Below are 20,067 nucleotides of genomic sequence, written 5' to 3' on the forward strand. Positions count from 1 at the left end.
CCGCCCGGAAGGATCCGCATGGCGCCCGCCTACTTCCAGAGGTCGTCGAGGCCGGACAGCGCGTTCCAGCCCAGGTAGAGGGACAGCAGCCAGGCCGCGATGCCGATGCCGAGCAGCCAGGCCGGGTAGCGATAGCCGCCGAGGAGGTCACGGCGGCGGGCCGCCGCCCACAGCAGGACGGCGAGTCCGAACGGCAGGATCAGCCCGTTCAGCGCGCCCGCGAGGACGAGCAGCTTGGCCGGGGTCGTGCCGATCGCCAGGTAGATCACCGCGGAGACCGCGATGAACGCGACGACGAGGCGGCCGCGGTGTCGCTCGACCCAGGGCGCGAACGAGACGAGGAACGACACCGAGGTGTAGGACGCGCCGATCACCGACGTGATCGCGGCCGACCACATGATCAGGCCGAAGACGCGCAGCCCGGCCTCCCCCGAGACGTGCTCGAACGCCGACGGCGCGGGATTGTCCTCGGCGAGCCGCACGCCGCCGGCGACGACGCCGAGCACCGCGAGGAACAGCAGCACCCGCATCAGGCCGGTGACGAGGACGCCGGTGACGGCGGCGCGGTTGATCTCGGCGACGCGGCCGGGGCCGGTGACCCCGGACTCGATCATCCGGTGCGCGCCGGCGTAGGTGATGTAGCCGCCGACCGTGCCGCCGATGAGCGTGGTGATCACCAGGAGATCGACCTCGCCGGGCGCGACGCCCTCGCGGAGCGCGTCGCCGAGCGGCGGCCCGGACACGATCGCCACGTACAGCGTCATGACGATCATCACCGCGCCGAGCACCACGACGATCCGGTCCATCGCCACGCCCGCGCGCCTGCTGAGGAAGATCGCGATGGCGGCGAGCGCGGAGAGCGCGCCGCCGGCCTTGACGTCCAGGCCGAGGAGCGCGTTGAGGCCGAGGGCCGTCCCGGCGATGTTGCCGATGTTGAACACCAGGCCGCCGAAGACGTCCAGCGCGGCCAGGGCGTAGCCGCCGCCGGGCACGACACGGTTGCCGAGGTCCTGGGCGCGGCGCCCGGACACCCCGACGACGCGCCACACGTTGAGCTGGATCGCGATGTCCACCAGCACCGACACCACGATCGCGAACGCGAAGGCCGCGCCGAGGCGGGCCGTGAACACCGTGGTCTGGGTGATGAACCCCGGCCCGATGGCGCTGGTGGCCATCAGGAACATGGCGCCGGCGACGGCGCCGCGGCGGGAGGAGGAGGCGGGGGACGGGGACGTGTCGAGTGTGGTCCGGTCGGTCATGGCCGCCCTTCCGGGGGGAGTCGGCTTTCCGTCAGCCTAGGTATTGTTCAACAATCCATCAATCCTCTTGTTGATGTATCTTCGGGACGGTGGCGCTACGCTTGCGTCTCCCCGGTCCGGGACGGAAGGAAGGCGGGTCGATGCCGGCGCAGGAGTCGTGGCTGGACACCCTCGCGGCGGCCCGGCACGGCCTCGACCGGTCGAGCACGGCGGCCAGGGTCGCCGACCTGCTCCGCGAGCAGATCATCCACGGGCGCCTCGTCCCCGGCGAGCGGCTGCCCGAGGAGGACCTCTGCCGCGCCGTGAAGGTGTCGCGCAACACGATGCGCGAGGCGTTCCGGCTGCTCGTCCAGGAGCGGCTGCTCGTCCACGAGTTCAACCGCGGCGTGTTCGTCCGCCGGGTCACCGCCGAGGGGCTCGCCGACCTCTACCGGGTGCGGAGGATCCTGGAGTGCGAGGGCGTGCGGTGCGCCCCGTCCGCCGGCCCCGGGGCCATCGCGCGGGCGGGCGCGGCCGTCGCCGACGGCGAGCGCGCCGCCGCCGCCGGGGACTGGCCCGGCGTCGGCACCGCCGACATCCACTTCCACCAGGCGCTCGCCGCGCTCGTCGGCAGCCCCCGGGTCGACGAGATGACCCGGCATCTTCTGGCCGAGATGCGGCTGGTCTTCCACGAGATGGGATCGCCCCGCGAGTTCCACGAGCCGTACCTCGCCCGGAACCGGCGCATCCACGACCTGCTCGCGGCGGGCGCCGTCCAGGACGCCGAGCGCGAGCTGCGCGCCTACCTGGACGACGCCGAGGCGCAGCTCACCACGGCCTACCGCGAGGCCGGCTGATCACGCCCGGGGACGCGACCACGGCACGGGGGCGCGGTCACGGAGGCCCGGGTCACGGCCGGGGCGTGATCGTGCTCAGGGGGCGTAGTTCATGACGTGGTCGTGGAGCAGGCGCGGCGCCTCCGGGTCGCGGCGCCGGAACGCCTCGATCAGCTGTGCGTGCTCGGCCGACTTGGAGTAGATCTCCGTGTGGTGCAGGCGGAGGGACAGGGTCGTCCACAGCTCGATCCCGAGGCCCTCCCACACCGACTCCAGCAGCCGGTTCCCGGCCGTCTCGACGATCTCACGGTGGAAGGCGATGCTCAGCCGCATCTGCTCGTGCAGGTCGCCGTCCTTCGCGGCCTCGCCCAGCCGCCGGTTGTGCTCCTCCAGCGCGTCCAGGCGGCCGACCATGCGCGGCAGGGCCAGCTCCACGGCCGTCCGCTCCAGCCCGGCGCGGACCGGGAAGATCTCCGCCAGGTCCTGCTCGGTGAACGCCCGGACGCGGGCGCCCCGGTTCGGCAGTGTCTCGATGAGCCGCTGGGCCTCCAGCTGCCGCAGCGCCTCCCGCACGGGGCCCTGGCTGACGCCCAGCTCCGTGGCGATCCGCCGCTCGACGACGCGCTCGCCCGGCTCCCATCTCCCCGAGCTGATGCCCTCGACGATGAACTCGCGGATCTGGTCGGCGAGGCCGGTGCGGAGCAGCGGGGCGGACATGGGCGGGGTCACGGACTAGATAGTAGACGGCCCGTCGGTAAGTGGGTCTTGACGGGTAGAATATGATCGATCATTGATCAATGATGATCGGTGGACGTCTGGTGATCCTACGGCGTTCCCCCTGGACAGAGGAAGGTCGCCGATGGCTGAGACCACCCGGTCGGCGGGTACGGCATCTCCGGCTCCGGCCCGCAGAGCACGCGGAGCCAGGACCACCCGGCCCAAGGCGGCCGTCCCCCCCGACGACGCCGCGGCGCTGGTCGGCCACTACCGGCAGATGCTGCTCATCCGCCGGTTCGAGGAGCGCGCGGCGCGCGCCTACACCGAGGCCAAGATCGGCGGCTACTGCCATCTCAACCTCGGCGAGGAGGCGACGGTCGTCGGGCTGATGGCCGCGCTGCGCCCGACCGACTACCTGTTCACCAACTACCGCGAGCACGGCTACGCCATCGCCAAGGGCATCGGCGCCGACCGGGTCATGGCGGAGCTGTACGGCCGCTCCACCGGCGTGTCGAAGGGCTGGGGCGGGTCCATGCACCTGTTCGACGCCGAGGCGCGGCTGCTCGGCGGCTACGGCATCGTCGGCGGGCAGGTCCCGCTCGCCGCCGGGGCCGCGCTCGCCGTCTCCTACAAGGGCGGCGACGAGGTCGTGATGTGCCACATGGGCGACGGGACGACCGCCATCGGCGCGTTCCACGAGTCGCTCAACATCGCCGCCCTGTGGGACCTCCCCGTCGTCTTCGTCGTGATCAACAACGGTCTCGGCATGGGCACCACGGTCGAGCGGTCCGCCGCCGAGCCTGAGCTGTACCGGCGCGGCGCCGCTTACCGGATGGAGAGCGCGCGGGTGGACGGCACCGACGTCGTCGCCGTCCGGGAGGCCGCGCGGACCGCCGTCGAGCGCGCCCGGTCCGAGAGCAGGCCGTACCTGCTGGAGACCGTGAGCCCCCGCCTCAAGGGGCACTCGGTCGTCGACCCGGCCCGCTACCGGTCCGCGGAGGAGAAGGAGGCCCTCAAGGCCGCCGACCCCCTGGCCCGCCTGGCGCTGGAGCTGGCGGAGGCCGGGATCCTCTCCCACGACGACCGCGACCGGCTCGACGCCGAGGTCACGGCCGAGGTGGACGCCGCCGCCGCGTTCGCCGACGCGAGCCCCGCGCCCGACGTGTCCACCCTGTTCGACTACACCTACGCCACGCCCGTCCCGGGTGAGCTGCGCCGCCTGCCCGCCGACCCCGTCTTCCGTTCCTGAGGAGCCGTCCATGGCAACCGTCACCTACCGCCAGGCCCTCCGGGACACGCTCCGCTCGGAGATGCTGCGGGACGAGAACGTCTTCCTCATCGGCGAGGAGATCGGGCTCTTCGAGGGCTCCTACAAGATCACCGAAGGGCTGCTGAAGGAGTTCGGGCCGCGCCGCGTGCGCGACACCCCGATCGCCGAGGAGGGCTTCGTCGGCGCCGCGATCGGCGCCGCCATGCTCGGCCTCCGCCCGGTCGTGGAGATCATGACGATCAACTTCTCGCTGCTGGCGCTGGACCAGATCGTCAACCACGCCGCGAAGATCTACGGGATGTTCGGCGGGCAGGCCAGCGTGCCGCTGGTGATCCGCACGCCCGGGGGCGGCGGGCAGCAGCTCGGCGCCACCCACTCGCAGAACGTCGAGCTGTTCTACTCGTTCATCCCCGGCCTGAAGGTCGTCGCGCCGAGCACGCCCGCCGAGGCGTCCGCGATGCTGAAAGCCGCGATCCGCGACGACGACCCGGTGCTGTTCCTGGAGAACCTCGCCCTCTACAACAGCCGCGGCGACCTGCCCGCCGGGATCGACGAGATCGAGCCCGCCGAGATCGGCCGCGCCGCCGTCACCCGCCCGGGCACCGACATCACGATCATCGGCTACTCCCGGATGGCGCGGGTCGCCTCCGAGGTCGCCGAGACCCTCGCCGCGGAGGGGATCTCCGCCGAGGTCGTGGACCTGCGGAGCCTGCGGCCCCTCGACCGGGAGACCGTCGTGGAGTCGGTCCGCCGGACCGGCTGCGCCGTGGTGGCCGAGGACGACTGGCTGACCTACGGCATCGGCGCCGAGATCGCCGCCACCATCCAGGAGGGCGCCTTCGACTGGCTGGACGCCCCCGTCCGGCGCGTGGCCATGGCGGAGGTCCCCCTCCCCTACGCCAAGTCCCTGGAGACGGCGGCGCTGCCGTCCGCGGAGTCCCTGCTCACCGCCGTCCGCGACACGCTCCGCGCGACCGGCCGCCTGGTCCTGGAGGACGCCCGATGACCGACATCCTCATGCCCCGGCTCTCCGACACGATGGAGGAGGGCGTCATCAGCTCCTGGCAGAAGCGGCCGGGGGACGAGGTCGCGGTGGGCGATGTGATCGTCGACATCGAGACCGACAAGGCGGTCATGGAGTACGAGGCGTACGAGGCCGGCGTGCTGGAGAAGATCCTCGTGGGCGAGGGCGAGTCCGCCGCGATCGGCGCCCCCATCGCGGTGATCGCCCCGGTCGGCGCCCAGGTCCCGGCAGCCCCGGCCGTCCCGGCCGAGGCGGTGGCGGCCCCCGCGCCCGCGGCGGCCGCCGCACCGGCCCCGGTCGCGGTCGCACCGTCCGCGCCGTCCGCCCCGGCCCCGGCCGTGCCGTCCGCGCCCGCGGCATCCGCGCCGCGCGGGACGTCCCGTCCGCCGTCGTCGCCGCTGGCGCGGCGCCTGGCCCGTGACCACGGCATCGACCTGGCCTCGCTCACCGGCACGGGACCGGGCGGGCGGATCGTCCGCGCCGACATCGAGGCCGCGATCCGCGCCGGTGGCCCCGCATCCTCGGCGCAGGCGCCCTCGGCACCCGCGCCCGGCGTACCCGCCGCGCCGTCCGTGCCCGCGCCCGCCGCGCCGTCCGCGAAGACGCGGGCGGACGACCCGGACGTCGAGGCCGTCCCCCTGAACCGCTTCCGGAAGGTGGCGGCCCGCCGTCTCACCGAGAGCAAGCGCGAGGCCCCGCACTTCTACCTCGAACGCGAGGTGGACGCCGGGGCGCTGCTGGAGTTCCGCGCGACGCTCAACGAGGCGCTCGCCCCGTCCAAGGTCAGCGTCAACGACCTGGTCGTGAAGGCGGCGGCGACCGCGCTGCGCGAGCACCCGGCGGTGAACGTCTCCTACACCGGGGAGGACCTGCTCTTCCACAAGCGCGTGCACGTCGGCGTGGCGGTGGCGGTCGAGGACGGCCTGGTCGTCCCGGTCGTCCGGGACGCCGACCGCAAGAGCGTCTCGCGGATCGGCGAGGAGACGCGCGAGCTGGCGGGCAGGGCGCGCGAGGGCAGGCTGACCGCGGCGGAGATGAGCGGCGGGACGTTCAGCGTCAGCAACCTCGGCATGTTCGGCGTCCGCTCCTTCGCCGCGGTGATCAACCCGCCGGAGGCCGCGATCCTGGCCGTCGGCGCCGTCCGCGACGAGCCGGTCGTCCGCGACGGGCAGGTCGTGCCGGGCAGGCGCATGGCGCTGACCCTCTCGGTCGACCACCGCGCCTGCGACGGCGCCACCGCCGCGCGGTTCCTGGCGCGGCTGGCCGGGCTCCTCCAGAACCCCCTGCTGATCGTCGCCTAGATCACGGCCGGGACGCCTAGAGCATGACCCGGCCTCCGGCGACGTCGATCGTGAGGCCGGTCAGCCAGGCGGACCGGTCGGAGGCGAGGAAGAGCGCGGTGCCGGCGACGTCGGCCGTCTCCCCCAGCCTGCCGAGCGGGTGGGAGGCGGCGACGGCGTCCTGCACCTCCGGCGGCATGAACCGGGCGGTGCGCTCGGTGCGGATCGTCGCCGGTGCGACGCAGTTGACGCGGACGCCGTCCCGGCCGACCTCGGCGGCGGCGTGCCGGGTCAATGCCTGGACGCCCGCCTTCGCGGCCTCGTAGGCGACCGGGGCGCCCCACGGGTTGCCCATCTCGCGCCCGCCGCCGCCCGGCAGGTTGCTCGGAAGCCGTCCCGCCGAGGACGACATCGTGATGATCGACCCCGCCCGGCGTTCCTGCATACCGGGCAGGAAGCCCTTCAGGGTCAGGAACGTCGCGGTGAGGTTGCCGTCGACGACCGACCGCCACTCCTGCTCGCTCATCGCCGCGGTCGGCCCGGGCCGGGCGATGCCGCCGCCCGCGAAGGCGCACAGGACCCCGGCCGGGCCGAGGTCGTCCTCGACGCGCCGCCGCGCCGCCTCGATCGCGGCGAGGTCGGTGACGTCGGCCTGCACGCCGATCCCGCCGATCTCCTCGGCGACCCGCGCGAGGGCCTCCTCGTCCCGTCCGATGACGGCGACCTTGGCGCCCTCGGCGGCGAACTCGCGCGCGGTATCGGCCCCGATGCCGCGCGAGCCGCCGGTGACGACGACGACCGTTCCGTTGAGCTCTGGATACATGGTTCCCCCCACACGATGACGTCAGTGCTGATCAGGTACCCATCATTCTGAGTGAGCACTCACTCATTCGTCAAGCCACCAAGACCCCAGGCGAGCCCCACATCGTCGTCACCGGCTTCCACGAACAACGGCTGGCAGCGGCCGTGGCGGCGACCGACCGACTGCTGGGCCGGGGCTGGACGTTCAGTGCCCACTGACTCCCTAGCCTCGGCCCTCACTCAGCCTGCCCAGACGATATCGGTGATGTAGAACTCCTTGATGTCAGCGATCACCATGTACTCAACGCACACATCGAGATCGTTCACCGAAACCGTATATTCGACCCCGACTGCGTCGAGTGGCTTGCCCGGCGGCGGCGCCCCCGAGTCGACCAGGGCGCCCCCTGTCCATGCCAGCTCACACAGGAACCGGGTCAGCCGGTCCTCGATCGGCTCCGGTAGTGAGTGGAGCACCTGCCCCGCCACCTCCGAGCAAAAGACCGTCCAGCCGCTCTTGGGAGCGGTCACCCTTCGCCTTTTCCGAACCGGCGCCCCGCCTTGATCTCCTCCAGCGAGATCTTCCTGCCCTTCCGCATCTCCTCGACTGCTCTGGCACGGCGCTCCGCCCGGTCGGGCAGCTGACCGAACATGGCTTCGGCGTACCAGCCCGACAACAGGTTCTCCAGCTCGGGCCCGAGCTCGGCCGCCATGACCTCGCCGAGGAACTGGACACGCTGCTCCTCGGACAGCCGGTCGCTGATGCCCTTGATCGTGCGCGGGACGCGGTGGACTTGGCCCGGGAGCATGGGGGGTTCCACCGGTTGTGCGCTCATGGGACTCCTTCTGGTCTCGTCCGCTTCGCCGCTCGCCCCTTCATCGGAAACCATACTGAGGACCTCCGTCATTACACGTGGTAATCATCGAAAACGCTGGGTAGCCGCCTCCGCCGCGGTGAGCGGGCGCAGGAGGGTCGTGTAGGTGTAGGCGATGTCGGGGCGGACCCGGTACTCGGGGCGGACGGGGTTGGGCGTGTCGCCGACGCCGGTCACGGCGTGGTCGATGTGGAGAGTGTTCCAGCCCGGGTTGCGGACGCGGGCGAAGGGGTAGAGCGCGCGGTCGAGGTCGTCGTACGGGGTGACGCCCGCCTCGACGTCGCCGCCGACGAGGACGCCGGCGCGGCCGTCGGTCAGCAGCGCCCAGCGGACGTCGTCGTGGTTGCCGTGGTCCTGGGGACGGTAGTAGGGGACGTACTGACGGTCGACCGTGGACGACCAGACGCCCATGCGCGTGCCGTCCTTGCGGTCGGCGTAGTTCTCGGCTGGTCCCCGCCCGTACCAGGCGAACCGGTTGAAACGGGCCGGTGTCCTGAGGGTGTAGCCGACCCGTCCGAGGTAGGGCAGGGTCCGGACCCGGCCTTGCGGGACGACCCGGTGCGTCAGCCCGATCTGTCCCGAGCCGTCGATGACGTAGGTCGTGGTCTGGTCGAACCACGCGTCGGGGCGGTCCGGCGCCGCGACCTTCGAGGTGAGGGACACGGTCGTCCGGCGCCCTGGCGTCACGGTCACCGCGCCGGGCGCCGTGACGAGCCGGTCCAGCCCGGCCTTGCGCCAGTCCTCGCCCTCGGCGCGGCCCCAGGTGTAGGTCTCGTTGCTGATGGGCGGCCGCCACACGTCGAGTTCGGGGCCGGTGCGCAGCAGCTCGGTGCCCCTGGCGCGCATGGAGGTGAGCGTGCCCTTGGCCTTGTCGAAGACGTAGCGGAACCCCTTGCCGGTCACGACGACCTGTTCCGCATCCTGCGTCGCCTTGGGCTCACCTTTGGCGGGCTTGCGCACCCCCGGGACGATCGTGCCACCGGCCGGGAACTGGCCGAAGCCCACGACGTGCCCTGCCCGTGCGTACCACGTGCGTTGTTTCAGCACGGCCTCCACCGTCAGCCAGCGCTCCGTCTTGGACGGGTTATCGGGCGCCCCCGGAATCGACGGTGTGACCGTACTTCCTGGTCTCAGAGCAAGGGGCGTCTTGCCCGACCTCAGAGTGCGGTGTCCTTCGGTGTAGCTCCAGCGGAGTTCTAGGTCGGAGGTGTCCGCGAAGCTGCGTTCGCTGGTCACGGACAAGGTTCCGCCTGGACGGGTCACGCGGATCGGTGATTGCGTCCAGGAGAGCTGGGCCGTCTCTGGCTGAACGTAGCGGTCCGAGCCCACCAGTCCATCGACACCGGACAGGCTCTGCCCGTTGGACAGGAACGTGCCCTTGGTGTCGAAGCGGTCGAAGTCCAGCGCGAGGATCGCCTCCTTGTCCGGGTCGGCGCCCGCGCCGAGCTCGGCGGGCGTCAATGCGCGGCCGTAGACGCGGACCTCGTCGATGGTGCCGTGCGCCATGCGGCCCTTGTAGTTGTCCTGCATGGTCTCGGAATTGCGTGCGACGTTGAGGTCCGCCGACGACCGGTCGATGGGGCCGGAGAAGGGGACGGCGGCCGCCTGCCGTCCGTCCACGTAGAGGCGCAGCGCGGTCCCGTCGTAGGTGCCGGTCACCCGATGCCATGTGTCGTACCAGTCCGGGGGCACGGGGGCGCGCACCGGCCGCCAGGTGCCGCTGTGGACGAAGAACTCCAGGGTGTGCTCGTCCGCCATCTTCAGGGCGTAGGAATGGTCGCCCTTGCCGACGATGGTGAGATCCCCCGTCCACGGGCGGGCGGGCTTCACCCACGAGTCCAGCGTGACGGACGTCCCGGTCAGGTCGAGGCGCCGGTCGCGGTAGACCTCCACGAAGTCGTCCAGGCCGGAGAAGTAGAGGGCCTTCCCGCGGTGACCGTCCACTGTCTTGGGCAGGCCCTGCGACCAGGCGAGGATCGCGTTGCCGGAGCCGTCCGGGGTGGTGATGAGGGGCTGCCGCTGGTTCGCCTCGGCCCAGTCCCAGACGAATCCGCCCTGCGTCTGCGGATGGCGCCTGATCACCTCCCAGAACTCGCGGAAGTTGCCGAGGCTGTTGCCCATGGCGTGCGCGTACTCGCCGAGGATGATCGGTTTCCTCGTCGCCCCGGCCTGCGTCTCGAACCGGGCGGGGGTCGGGTAGCGCGGGCCCCATACCCGCGCGTAGGGGGCGTCGCCGTCCGGGACGTTCGACTGGTGGTACAGCGGCCGGGAGGGCTCGGCCTCCCCCGCCCACTCAGCCATCGCGCGGTGTGCGTCGCCCAGGCCGGCCTCGTTGCCGGTGTCCCACAACAGCACGCTCGGATGGTTCTTGTCGCGCGCCACCATCGCCTGGAACCGTTCGAGGAACGCCTTCCGCCATTCGGGACGGTCCGCGAGGCAGTCCCGCGGCCCGGACACGGCGCAGTCCTGCCAGTTGTGGGTCTCCGCATCCACCTCGTCGTCGATCCACAGCCCGCGCCGGTCGGCCAGCTCGTAGAGGTAGGGGTCGGACGGGTAGTGCGCCGTGCGGACGGCGTTGACGTTGAGCCGCTTCATCAGCGCCACGTCGGACTCCATGCGCGCCCGTGTCTGGTGCCGTCCGGTCCGGGGGTCGGTCTCGGGCCGGTTGACGCCTTTGACCAGGATCCGGCGGCCGTTGACGAGGACCTGCCGGTCCCTGATCTCGATCTCCCGGAACCCGACCGTCTCCCGCGTGGTGTGGACGACGCGTCCCCCGGGGTCGGCGAGCTGGAGGAGCAGCGTGTAGAGGCGGGGCGTCTCGTCCGTCCATGTCGCGGGGTCGGCGACCGGCGCGGTGAGCCGCAGGGAGGTGGTCTCGCCGCGTACCGCCGCCGTGCCGGAGAAGCGCTGCACCGCATGGCCCGCGGGGTCCACGAGCGTGGCGCGGACGGTGTGCTCGCCGCGCGGCCCCTGTTTGCTTCCCACGGTGACGTCCGCGCCGAGTCGCGCGTTCTTGTAGGCGGCGTCCAGGTCGGTGTGGACGGCGACATCGCGGATGTACGTCTTCGGCGTGGAGTACGCCCACACGTCACGGAATATCCCGCTGAACCGCCACTGGTCGAAGTCCTCCAGGTAGGAGCCGGAACTCCAGCGGTGCACCTGGACGGCGACGGTGTTCGCGCCCGCGTGGACGAGGTCGCCGACGTCGAACTCGGCCGGGGTGTACCCGCCCTGGTCGTAGCCCGCGTACCGGCCGTTCACCCATACGAGGTAGGCGCTGGTCACGCCCTCGAAGCGCAGGAACGTGCGGCGGCCCTCCCAGTCGGCCGGGACACGGAGCGACCGCACGTACGCGCCGGTCGGGTTGATGTCGCGGGGCGTCCTCGGCGGATCGTCCGGGACGACCTCGGTCGGGATGTTGCGGAACACCGGATGGTCGAGCCGGTCGCTCTGCCAGGTGTGCGGCACCGTCACCTCGCGCCAGCGCGATGTGTCGTAGCCGTCGCGGTAGAAGCCGCCCGGCACCTCGGACGGACGGTCGGCGAGCGCGAAGCGCCAGGTGCCGTCCAGCGACCGTGTCCACCTCCGGGCGTCACCGGCGAGCGCGGCGCGCGCGTCGCCGTACGGGCGGAGCACCGAGTGCGGCGGCTCCTGGCCCTCGCCGGTCATCTCGGGGTCGTCCAGATAGGCGTGGACGTCGGACGGCGGCGCGAGCCCGGCGGGCCCCTCGGCGACGACCGGCAGCGACACCGTGACCAGCGCGGACAGGGCCAGCAGGACGACCAGGGAGCGGTGCACGGTCCGATCATGACCTGGCCCGCGGCGGGAGCGGGGGAACGCGGGCATCGGCGCGGCGCCTCCTCACGGGCGCGCCCCCTGACATCACCCGGAACGTCTCCGTCTGGGTACGCCTGGGACGTTAGGTGCCTACCGGACGTGGGTCAACGCGCGGGCCCGGATGTGGCGGTCCGGGAGACGGCCGTTCGCGCGCGCGCCTGGCTCAGCTCGCGGGCGTGACGCGGTCGAGGCGGAAGAGGTCCTCGTCGATGCGGTCGAGGGCGAGGCGGAGGGCGCCGAGCCCGACCGACTCGTCGCCCAGCTCGGACGCCTCGATCCGGACGGGGCTCAGGCACAGCGGGCGGACCTGCCGGCGCAGCTCGGCGACCAGCAGGTCGCCCGCCCGGATCAGCGGCCCGCCGACGACGATCATCTCCGGGTCGAGCGCGAGGGCCATCGCCGCGATGCCGCGGGCCATCCGGGCGGCGAGCCGCTCCACCACGGCCCGTGCCTCGGCGCCGCCCCAGCCCGCGACCGCGAGGACGCGCTCGGCGTCGTCCAGCTCCGGGCCCGCGGCGGCGATCCCGGCGAGGGCGGCGAAGGCGGCCTCGGGGCCCACCTCCGTCCCGGTGATGAGGGTGGCGGTCGTGTCGCGCAGCCCCAGCTCGGGCAGCATGCCGATCTCCCCGGCGGCGCCGTACCGGCCCCGGTGCAGCCGGCCGCCGATGAGGGCGCCGATGCCGGTGTGCAGGCCGGCGTGGACGCACACGACGTCGTCGGCCTCACGGGCGGCGCCGCGCCACCGCTCGGCGAGCGCGGCGAGGTTGGCGTCGTTGTCCACCAGGACGGGGCAGGAGAACGAGCGGCCGAGCTCGCGGGCGAGGTTGACGCCCTCCCAGCCCGGCACGACGGTGCAGAACGCGATGGTGCCGCCGGGCGCGACGACGCCGGGGGTCCCGGCGGCCACCGCCCACAGCGCCCGGCGCGGGACGCCCGTGCGGGACAGGCACGTCTTGACCGCGGCGCGCACCGCCGCGATCCGCTCCCCCGGCGGCCCGGCGACGTCGAGGTCGGCGCGGTGCCCGCCCGTGACCTCCCCGGCGAGGTCGCAGACGAGCAGCCGGACGCGGTGGGCGTCGATCTCGATGCCGAGCGCGTACCCGGCCTCGGCACGGAAGCGGTAGCGGCGGGCGGGACGGCCGAGGCCGGTGCCCGGACGCGCCGCGGCCTCGGCGACGAGCCCGCGCCGGGCCAGCTCGCCGAGCACCCCCTCGGTGGTCGGCCGGGACAGCCCGACCTGCCGCGCGAGGCCCGTCAGCGTCGACTCGCCGCCGTCGCGCAGCGCCCGCAGGATCGCGGCGGAGTTGAGGCGGCGGAGGACCGACGGGTCGCCCCCGTGCAGGGAGTGTTCGGACACGGCACCTCTCGACGGCGGTCGGCGGACGGACGGCGTTGTCGCCGGGTCTCATTATGAAATGAAACTGCATAATGCCGTGGGCGTCCCGCGTCCAGGATAGGCGCCCACGTCACGGGCGGCACCCGGTGACGGCCGCGCCCGCCCCCCGCGCCCGCCGCCGCCGCGCCGCTAGCCGTAGGTGAGGCCGGCGCCGAAGGGGTACAGGGGGCGTTGCCCGTCGCCCTCGTTGATCGGCTCCTGGCCCGCGTCGCGGGGCCAGGTGACGGGCAGGCGGCCGGACGGCGCGGTGTCGCCGAACAGGACGTCGGCGACGCCGGCGCCCTCGGTGCCGGGCAGCCAGGACGCCACGAAGCCGTCCCAGCCGGGCAGCTCGGACGTGACGTCCAGGGGCCGCCCGGAGACCAGGACCACGACCACGGGCACGCCCGCGGCGCGGAGCCTGCCGATCGTCCCGAGGTCCGTCTCGTCCAGCCGCAGGCCGTCGACACGGTCGCCCTGGTACTCGGCGTACGGCTGCTCCCCGACGACGGCGACCGCCACGTCGTAGGACTTGTCGGCGCCGGTGCCGTCCCTGTCGTAGGTCACCTCCGCGGACCCTCCGGCGGCCTCGCGGATGCCCTCCAGGATCGTGGTGCCGGGCGTGGTCGGGCCGGGCGCCCCCTGCCAGGTGACCGTCCAGCCGCCGGCCTGCGTCCCGATGTCGTCGGCGGCGCGGCCCGCCACGAAGATCCTGCCTCCGTGCTTCAGCGGCAGCACGTTCTCGTTCTTCAGCACGACCTGCGACGCGGCGGCCGCGCGCCTGGCCAGGGCGCGGTGCCCGGCGCTCCCGACGCCGCCGAGCCGGCTCCGGTCGGCCATCGGCCGCTCGAACAGGCCGAGCTCGACCTTCTTGGTCAGGATCCGCCGGGTCGCGTCGTCGATCCGCGCCATCGGCACGGCCCCCTCCTCGACCGCCTCGCGCAGCAGGATGATGAAGCGGCGCCATTCCGCGGGCACCATCACCATGTCGATGCCGGCGTTGACCGCGGTGGCGACCTCCTCGCGGGTGAAGCCCGGCTCGCCGTCGATCTGGTCGATGCCGTTGTAGTCGGACACGACGAATCCGGAGAAGCCCAGCTCGCCCTTCAGCACGCCGGTGATCAGCCGGCGGTTCCGGTGCATCTTCACGCCGTTCCACGAGCTGTAGGACACCATCACCGAGCCCACGCCGCGCCGCACCGCCTCCCGGAACGGCGGCAGGTGGACGGCCCGCAGCTCCTCCTCGGAAAGGACCGCGTCGCCCTGGTCGTCACCGTCCTTCGTGCCGCCGTCGCCCACGAAGTGCTTCGCCGTGGCCAGGACGGACGTGGGCCCGCCCAGCGTGCCCCCCTGGAGCCCGTCGATGATGGTCGTCATCGACGACGGCAGTGCGGGCACCTCACCGAACGACTCGTACGTCCGCCCCCAGCGGTCGTCGCGGGCGACGCACACGCACGGCGCGAAGTTCCAGTCCACCCCCGTCCCCGCCATCTCCTCGGCGGTCACGGCGCCGATCCGCCGCACCAGCTCCGGGTCGCGGGTCGCGCCGAGCCCGATGTTGTGCGGGAAGACCGTCGCGCCGACGACGTTGTTGTGCCCGTGGACGGCGTCCACCCCGTACAGGATCGGAACCCGCAGCGGCGCGGCGAGCGCCGCCCCCTGGAACCCGTCGTACATGTCCGCCCAGCCCCGGGGAGTGTTCGGGGTGGGCACGGACCCGCCGCCCGACAGCACCGAGCCGACCCGGAAGCGGGTGATCTCAGCGGGGGTGATGTGGCCCCGCTCCGCCTGGGTCATCTGGCCGATCTTGTCGTCCAGGCCCATCCGGGCGAGCAGGTCCTCCACCCGGTCGGCGACGGCCCGCGCCGGGTCGAGATAGCGGACGGGCCCGGAGCCCGCCGGCGTCCCCGCCCGGACCGGCGCGCCGGAAAGCGCGAGCACCAGCACACCCGGCAGGCCGGCGGCCAGGAGGCGGCGGCGCGTGATCTTCAGGGAGAAGCGGTCCATGGGGGCGAACGTTTCCAAGATCATCCCATCGCAACGCCAGCCGCCGCCAGCGCCTGGGCAATATCTGGCGACCCCAACCTCGACAACAAGGACGAACAACCGCGAACCATTGGGGCGCCCGCCCGGGATCGAACCGGAACCTCCAGGATCACAACCTGGCGTGCAGACCACCACACCACGGGCGCCATGTCGGGACACGTGCTGAGTGCAGGAATCGAACCTGCCTCGCACGGCTTATGAGACCGCCGGACGCACCAGCGTCCTTACTCAGCCCCGGCGGAGGGTGCGAGACTCGAACTCGCGCAGGGCGACCCCTGACCACGGCTTAGCAAGCCGCTGCCTTCCCTCTCGGCCAACCCTCCGGGAAACGAAGAACCGCCCGGCCGGGCAACGCGGTCCGCGGGCGGTGGGCATCAGAACGTACAGGTCACGTCCTGCCGCGACTCCCGGGACGGCGCAGGCCACTGCCGCGCATTCGGTGATGCATCACGCCGCTCCTCCCGATCCCGATCGCCTGCCCTCGACGTCCACCCTGCCCGTGACGCCGTCCGCGCGGCAACAGGTTTTCGGGCGGTCAGCCGAGCGCCGAGTGGAGCGCGCGGAGGGCCTCGTAGACGCGGAGCTTGACCACGTCGACCGGCACCCCCAGCGCCACGGCGGCCTCGTTGACCGACCGGTCCCGGAAGACCGTCTCGGTGAGGATCTCGCGGTGCGCGGGCGGCAACGCCCGGAAGGCCCGGGCGACCACCGCGGGGCGCATCCGCCCCCCCGCCGAGCCGGGGACGAGCGAACCGGTGTTCTTGCCCATTCGCAGTGCCACACGACGAACTTCGCACCCCAGAGCCCCTACGGCCGCCCTCTTATGCCCGTTTTAAGGGAGGGCTGAGCAGGGTTTATCCCGCTCCCGTCCAGAGCCGTCCGGTGACGTCGATTCAGGAGCCGCTCACCTGCGAAAACACAGGAGGGACAGCACGGGAGCCGTCCGAGCCAGTCGAGCCGAGTCGAGCACGATCGACAGGCGTTGGCTCCCGGATCCGGCTCCCGTGGCCCCCTCCTCAGCAGGGAGGAGACCATCCATGGCCCTGAAGATCACCGAGAACCGCATGATCCTTACGGTCAACGACGAACCGATAGCCACAGCAACCCGAACCTCTGCCGGCTGGCGAGTCTCCACAGGGCCCCGCCTCCTTGACCGCAACGCGACGATCACGGCCCTGTCCCTCGCCGAACGAGTGATCACTCATGGCGAGGACGACCCGTGCGTGATGGAGTGGCGCCGGGAGCTGGCCGATGGCTGACCGTCTCATCCGGCTCACAACAGCCCTGGCCGTCCTCACGGTCGCCGCCGTGGCCGCTGTCATCTCGTACCGCCATGCCTACGAACTCGTCCGCTCACACGGCGAGTCCGGCGCAACGGCCAGCCTTATCCCGTTCACGGTGGACGGACTGATCTGGGCAGCGTCCATGGTCATCCTCGACGCCAGCCGCCGCAAGCAACCCGCACCCCCACTGGCCAAGTGGAGCCTTGCCGTGGGCATCATCGCGACCATCGGAGCCAACGTGGCGCACGGCGCCAACCACGGCCCCATAGGCGCCATCGTCAGCGCGTGGCCAGCACTCGCCCTGGTCGGTTCGTTCGAGCTGTTGATGACGCTGACCCGCAGCGCGGCACGCTCACCCCTCGTCCAAGACGAGCGCTCTACCAGCACGGGAAATCGCCAGGCATCATGCGCCGAAACGGAACAGACCCCAGAGCAGGCAGTCCGAGCTGAGTATTTGGCGAGCCTGGACGGTCCTGGACGGTCCTGGCCGTCCCGCTTCTCAGCGCTACCTCGCCGAGAAACACGGCATGGATCGCCGCAAGGTCAAACAGATCATCACCAACACGGAGCACACGGCCCCAGCTTGAACCACCAAGCCCCAGCCACGGCTCACAGGGCCGTGGCTGGGGCTTTGTCGTGCGCGCTATCCGACCGGCGATGCGCCCGACCACACCCGCTCAAAGCTCTCCAGGTACGTGCTGGCCATGTCACCATCCTCCGTCCGGCGCATGTGCAACACCGGCGCATGGGACGCGGCAATGCCGTAGGCATGCGGGTTGATCAGAAGATCGTCATCGGCCCGGTACATGGAGTTGTAGAGCACGGTGTCATGTAGCCGGATCTCCACTCCCGCCACCCCTTGCAGAACCCGGTAGTGCACGAGGGCGTTACGGATCTTCGCGGCCATGGACTCGCCAACCCCCTCATTGCTCCCCCGTTCGGCGACGCACGCGCCGTCCGGGTCGCCGAGCAGGACCCGCACCCCCACCCCGTCGCGCGCCCTCTGGCCGAGCATGCGCATGATGCCAGCGTCCTCGGCGAGGAACAGCCCCGCATAGGCCAGGACGCCGATCTCGTCCCGAGCGCCCTGGAAGAGCTGCTGCCACACCGGACGAGGAACGGCCCATCGGTGCGGGTAACTCGCCAGGATCTCCACCACCGGCGACTCAACTCTGACGTCCGCGAGCCCTACCTGAGGCCACAAGTCGGCCTCCTCACACCCGCACAACGCGGCGACCCGCGCCCGATGCCGCGGGTAGGGCACCCTTCCAGCCACCCACCGGCGAACCGTCTTGGGATCCACGCCCAGTTGGATCGCGACACCGGCCTCCGTCAGCCGCGCGTCGGCAAGGGCACGCCGCAACAAGTCGTTCACCGGACCTCCCGCTCACGCAAGTGAGAACGACGCAGGAACGACGCTAACAGAAGACGTCCCAAGACGTCCCTAGATGCCGGTGGAGAGGTCCCACCTCCAGCGGAAGGCTCATCACCAGCGAAGACGCCCTTCCGCACTCAACTCACCGCATCCACGCAAGGGGACCACCATGCCCAATGACCGGCACCAAGAGGCCACCACCACGACCACATGCCCACCGGACGATGCACTCGCCGAGCTGCGCCGGGACTTCACCGGTCACCGCATCTGGCGCGCCACCCGCCGGGACGGACGTTTGGGCGACTGGGTGGCCAGCCTGCACGACCCGTCCGCCGGCATCGACCCCACCGTCATCTGTTCCAGCCCCCGCGCGCTGCGCGAAGCCCTCCTTGACGAGGCCGACCGCGCCAAGACCAAGCGCATGGAAACCCGATGATGAGGTGGGAGTTCCCGCAGCCACCAGAGGGAACCACCAGGCGAGACGCAGCGCCAATAGCAAGAACGCCGCGGCCGGTGAACACTCCCCCGAACAAATCGGCCCCAGCCTCTCAGCTCGCCCACCCCGGCCCATGGCGGGCACGCTGGCATCTCACCCGCCTCGCCCTCGCCTTGCGCTGTGACGGCTGGAGAACCCGGCTCCGTATCGACAAGACCCACCCACGCCTGCACGTGTTCTCCAGATCCGCGCCGATCATGGGGGAGAGCATCTCGATCGCCTGGGGGGTCGACGCCTGGTGGTACCGATCCAGCACCGGCGAATGGCTCACACGATGCACCCGCGTCAACGTCGCCGTCGACAAGGTCAACATCCTGCTCACACCACTCGCCGCAGCCGCTTCAAATCCCTACAAAGACGAGCAGGCCAGATATGAGTAGCCGCGCACCAAGGGGCACCTACCTCCGACTCACCGACGCCCTACGCAAGCGCCTCAAAGACGGCACCTACGCCCCCGGCAGCCGCCTCCCCAGCGAAGCCGCCCTCTGCGCCGAATTCAACGTCGCCCGCAACACCGTGCGGCGGGCCCTGGCCGCCCTAGAGGCCGAAGGACTCATGATGGTCCGCACCGGCCTTGGCCGCTTCGCCCACGGCCCCACCACACAACCCATCCCCCGGCCACGCACCCAACGCGAGCGCATCACCGCAAATCTCCGCCAGGAAATCGAGACAGGATCACTCCGTCCCGGCGACGCCCTTCCGAGCGAAAGCCAACTCTCACGGCACTACGACGTATCCCGCTTCACAGCCCGCACGGCCCTCATCGCCCTAGAGGCCGCCGACCTCGTGACCTGTGTTCCCGGCAAAGGACGCTTCGTCCGCCAAGACGTCCCCAGATGAACCCCACACGCCCGTGGACGTCCACCCACGCCCCCGTACCGTCACACCCATGAAGAACACTGCAGCATGGGCACGCGACCTCGCACGCAAACACCTCGAAACCCCACTCCCCCGCCGCTGGGCCCACACCCAAGGCGTAGCCCGACAAGCCCGCACCCTCGCCCCCATCCTCGGCGACCAAGCAGACCTCCTAGAAGCCGCCGCATGGCTCCACGACATCGGCTACGCCCCCGACCTCGTAGACACCGGCTTCCACCCCCTAGACGGCGCCCGCTACCTTCGCGACACCCACGAAGCCGACACCCACCTATGCCGCCTAGTAGCCCACCACTCCTGCGCCATGATCGAAGCCCGCGAGCGAGACATGTCCTCAGTCTGGGCCCAAGACTTCGGCGGGCAGACTCCGCTCCTAAACGACTTCTTGACGTACTGCGATATGACGACCAGTCCTCAGGGAGAGGTCGTGGCAGTAGGGGAGAGACTGACGGAGATCCAAATTAGATACGAACGCACCCATGCCGTCAGTCGGGCCATCAGGCAAGCATCCCCCGCGCTCACCATCTCTGTGCGCAGGGTTGAGAACATGCTCCGCGCCAAACCCGTCAACCAGCAAACCCGCCCCATCGTCCTTCTCGATCGCTAGAAGCACACCAAAAAGGGCAGATAACCCACAAGGCACGACAGAAGCTACGATCCACGCACTTCACACAAATGTGAGTAAAACTCACTTTTCGTCTTACGAACCCCCTGCGTCCATGCCGCTCTCCTAGACAGGTA

Annotated in this window: 19 protein-coding genes, 3 tRNA genes and 1 pseudogene; 10 read left to right on the forward strand and 13 right to left on the reverse strand. The window is 71.4% G+C overall.

All coding sequences use genetic code 11. The features are described 5' to 3' along the window. Positions 1 to 29: 29 nt before the first annotated feature. A complete protein-coding gene (locus AGRA3207_RS06770; protein ID WP_231333691.1) occupies positions 30 to 1,259 on the reverse strand; it encodes an NRAMP family divalent metal transporter in 1,230 nt (409 codons plus the stop codon). 140 nt (positions 1,260 to 1,399) lie between these two features. Here AGRA3207_RS06770 and AGRA3207_RS06775 point away from each other — a divergent pair, with 140 nt between their 5' ends. Further along, positions 1,400 to 2,095 carry a GntR family transcriptional regulator gene (locus AGRA3207_RS06775; RefSeq protein WP_231333692.1) on the forward strand — a complete coding sequence of 232 codons (696 nt, stop codon included), beginning with the start codon at positions 1,400 to 1,402 and terminating at the stop codon, positions 2,093 to 2,095. Positions 2,096 to 2,170: 75 nt separating this feature from the next. On the opposite strand, the gene AGRA3207_RS06780 is transcribed toward AGRA3207_RS06775, so the two are convergent. Further along, positions 2,171 to 2,791 (reverse strand): GntR family transcriptional regulator, encoded by a 621-nt coding sequence (locus tag AGRA3207_RS06780; protein WP_231336254.1) that lies wholly within the window; start codon positions 2,789 to 2,791, stop codon positions 2,171 to 2,173. A 142-nt stretch (positions 2,792 to 2,933) separates the two neighbouring features. Here AGRA3207_RS06780 and pdhA point away from each other — a divergent pair, with 142 nt between their 5' ends. Genes pdhA through AGRA3207_RS06795 form a run of 3 tightly spaced genes read left to right on the forward strand, consistent with a single transcriptional unit; the run spans position 2,934 to position 6,386 of the window. Beyond that, positions 2,934 to 4,040: a pyruvate dehydrogenase (acetyl-transferring) E1 component subunit alpha gene (gene pdhA, locus AGRA3207_RS06785; RefSeq protein WP_231333693.1), complete on the forward strand. Its 1,107-nt coding sequence runs from the start codon at positions 2,934 to 2,936 to the stop codon at positions 4,038 to 4,040. 10 nt (positions 4,041 to 4,050) lie between these two features. Next, on the forward strand, positions 4,051 to 5,067 hold the full coding sequence (locus AGRA3207_RS06790; protein ID WP_231333694.1) for an alpha-ketoacid dehydrogenase subunit beta: 1,017 nt from the start codon (positions 4,051 to 4,053) through the stop codon (positions 5,065 to 5,067). Then, positions 5,064 to 6,386, forward strand: coding sequence for a dihydrolipoamide acetyltransferase family protein (locus tag AGRA3207_RS06795; RefSeq protein WP_231333695.1), 1,323 nt, complete (start codon positions 5,064 to 5,066; stop codon positions 6,384 to 6,386). Before AGRA3207_RS06790 ends, AGRA3207_RS06795 begins: the two co-directional genes overlap by 4 nt. 16 nt (positions 6,387 to 6,402) lie before the next feature. Here AGRA3207_RS06795 and AGRA3207_RS06800 read toward each other — a convergent pair whose 3' ends face one another. The 10 genes from AGRA3207_RS06800 to AGRA3207_RS06845 form a co-directional block, all read right to left on the reverse strand. Continuing rightward, the gene (locus tag AGRA3207_RS06800) at positions 6,403 to 7,188 is read right to left on the reverse strand and encodes an SDR family NAD(P)-dependent oxidoreductase (protein WP_231333696.1); all 786 of its coding nucleotides are present in this window, start codon (positions 7,186 to 7,188) and stop codon (positions 6,403 to 6,405) included. Positions 7,189 to 7,406: 218 nt separating this feature from the next. Beyond that, positions 7,407 to 7,694, reverse strand: coding sequence for a hypothetical protein (locus AGRA3207_RS06805; protein ID WP_231333697.1), 288 nt, complete (start codon positions 7,692 to 7,694; stop codon positions 7,407 to 7,409). Continuing rightward, positions 7,691 to 7,999, reverse strand: a complete 309-nt coding sequence (locus AGRA3207_RS06810; RefSeq protein ID WP_231333698.1) for a hypothetical protein — start codon at positions 7,997 to 7,999, stop codon at positions 7,691 to 7,693. Before AGRA3207_RS06810 ends, AGRA3207_RS06805 begins: the two co-directional genes overlap by 4 nt. A gap of 84 nt (positions 8,000 to 8,083) precedes the next feature. Then, on the reverse strand, positions 8,084 to 11,836 hold the full coding sequence (locus tag AGRA3207_RS06815) for a glycoside hydrolase family 2 TIM barrel-domain containing protein (RefSeq protein WP_231333699.1): 3,753 nt from the start codon (positions 11,834 to 11,836) through the stop codon (positions 8,084 to 8,086). A gap of 202 nt (positions 11,837 to 12,038) precedes the next feature. Further along, the gene (locus AGRA3207_RS06820; protein WP_231333700.1) at positions 12,039 to 13,232 is read right to left on the reverse strand and encodes an ROK family transcriptional regulator; all 1,194 of its coding nucleotides are present in this window, start codon (positions 13,230 to 13,232) and stop codon (positions 12,039 to 12,041) included. Positions 13,233 to 13,400: 168 nt separating this feature from the next. Continuing rightward, on the reverse strand, positions 13,401 to 15,257 hold the full coding sequence (locus tag AGRA3207_RS06825; RefSeq protein WP_231333701.1) for a glycoside hydrolase family 3 protein: 1,857 nt from the start codon (positions 15,255 to 15,257) through the stop codon (positions 13,401 to 13,403). Positions 15,258 to 15,367: 110 nt separating this feature from the next. Continuing rightward, positions 15,368 to 15,442: transfer RNA gene (locus tag AGRA3207_RS06830), tRNA-His, on the reverse strand. A 14-nt stretch (positions 15,443 to 15,456) separates the two neighbouring features. Next, positions 15,457 to 15,529, reverse strand: a tRNA-Met gene (locus AGRA3207_RS06835). A gap of 5 nt (positions 15,530 to 15,534) precedes the next feature. Further along, positions 15,535 to 15,619, reverse strand: a tRNA-Ser gene (locus AGRA3207_RS06840). Between the two features lie 212 nt (positions 15,620 to 15,831). Then, on the reverse strand, positions 15,832 to 16,077 hold the full coding sequence (locus tag AGRA3207_RS06845; RefSeq protein WP_231333702.1) for a sigma factor-like helix-turn-helix DNA-binding protein: 246 nt from the start codon (positions 16,075 to 16,077) through the stop codon (positions 15,832 to 15,834). A 256-nt stretch (positions 16,078 to 16,333) separates the two neighbouring features. Between AGRA3207_RS06845 and AGRA3207_RS06850 the strand changes: the two genes are divergently transcribed. Both AGRA3207_RS06850 and AGRA3207_RS06855 read left to right on the forward strand, forming a co-directional pair. Beyond that, positions 16,334 to 16,555, forward strand: a complete 222-nt coding sequence (locus AGRA3207_RS06850) for a hypothetical protein (protein ID WP_231333703.1) — start codon at positions 16,334 to 16,336, stop codon at positions 16,553 to 16,555. Beyond that, a pseudogene (locus AGRA3207_RS06855) lies at positions 16,548 to 16,865 on the forward strand (DUF2637 domain-containing protein); the annotation flags it as partial. The gene AGRA3207_RS06850 and the pseudogene AGRA3207_RS06855, both read left to right, overlap by 8 nt. Before the next feature lie 357 nt (positions 16,866 to 17,222). Here AGRA3207_RS06855 and AGRA3207_RS06860 read toward each other — a convergent pair. Then, the gene (locus AGRA3207_RS06860; protein WP_231333704.1) at positions 17,223 to 17,954 is read right to left on the reverse strand and encodes a MerR family transcriptional regulator; all 732 of its coding nucleotides are present in this window, start codon (positions 17,952 to 17,954) and stop codon (positions 17,223 to 17,225) included. A 169-nt stretch (positions 17,955 to 18,123) separates the two neighbouring features. On the opposite strand from AGRA3207_RS06860, the gene AGRA3207_RS06865 reads away from it, so the two are divergent. From AGRA3207_RS06865 to AGRA3207_RS06880, 4 genes are all read left to right on the forward strand, one after another. Next, positions 18,124 to 18,390: a hypothetical protein gene (locus AGRA3207_RS06865; protein WP_231333705.1), complete on the forward strand. Its 267-nt coding sequence runs from the start codon at positions 18,124 to 18,126 to the stop codon at positions 18,388 to 18,390. A 77-nt stretch (positions 18,391 to 18,467) separates the two neighbouring features. Next, the gene (locus AGRA3207_RS06870; protein WP_231333706.1) at positions 18,468 to 18,830 is read left to right on the forward strand and encodes a hypothetical protein; all 363 of its coding nucleotides are present in this window, start codon (positions 18,468 to 18,470) and stop codon (positions 18,828 to 18,830) included. Next, positions 18,823 to 19,290, forward strand: coding sequence for a GntR family transcriptional regulator (locus AGRA3207_RS06875; protein ID WP_231333707.1), 468 nt, complete (start codon positions 18,823 to 18,825; stop codon positions 19,288 to 19,290). The genes AGRA3207_RS06870 and AGRA3207_RS06875 overlap by 8 nt, the downstream gene beginning before the upstream one ends. A 49-nt stretch (positions 19,291 to 19,339) precedes the next feature. Further along, positions 19,340 to 19,933: an HD domain-containing protein gene (locus AGRA3207_RS06880; RefSeq protein ID WP_231333708.1), complete on the forward strand. Its 594-nt coding sequence runs from the start codon at positions 19,340 to 19,342 to the stop codon at positions 19,931 to 19,933. Positions 19,934 to 20,067: the final 134 nt, after the last annotated feature.

Source organism: Actinomadura graeca (assembly GCF_019175365.1).
Lineage (GTDB): Bacteria > Actinomycetota > Actinomycetes > Streptosporangiales > Streptosporangiaceae > Spirillospora > Spirillospora graeca.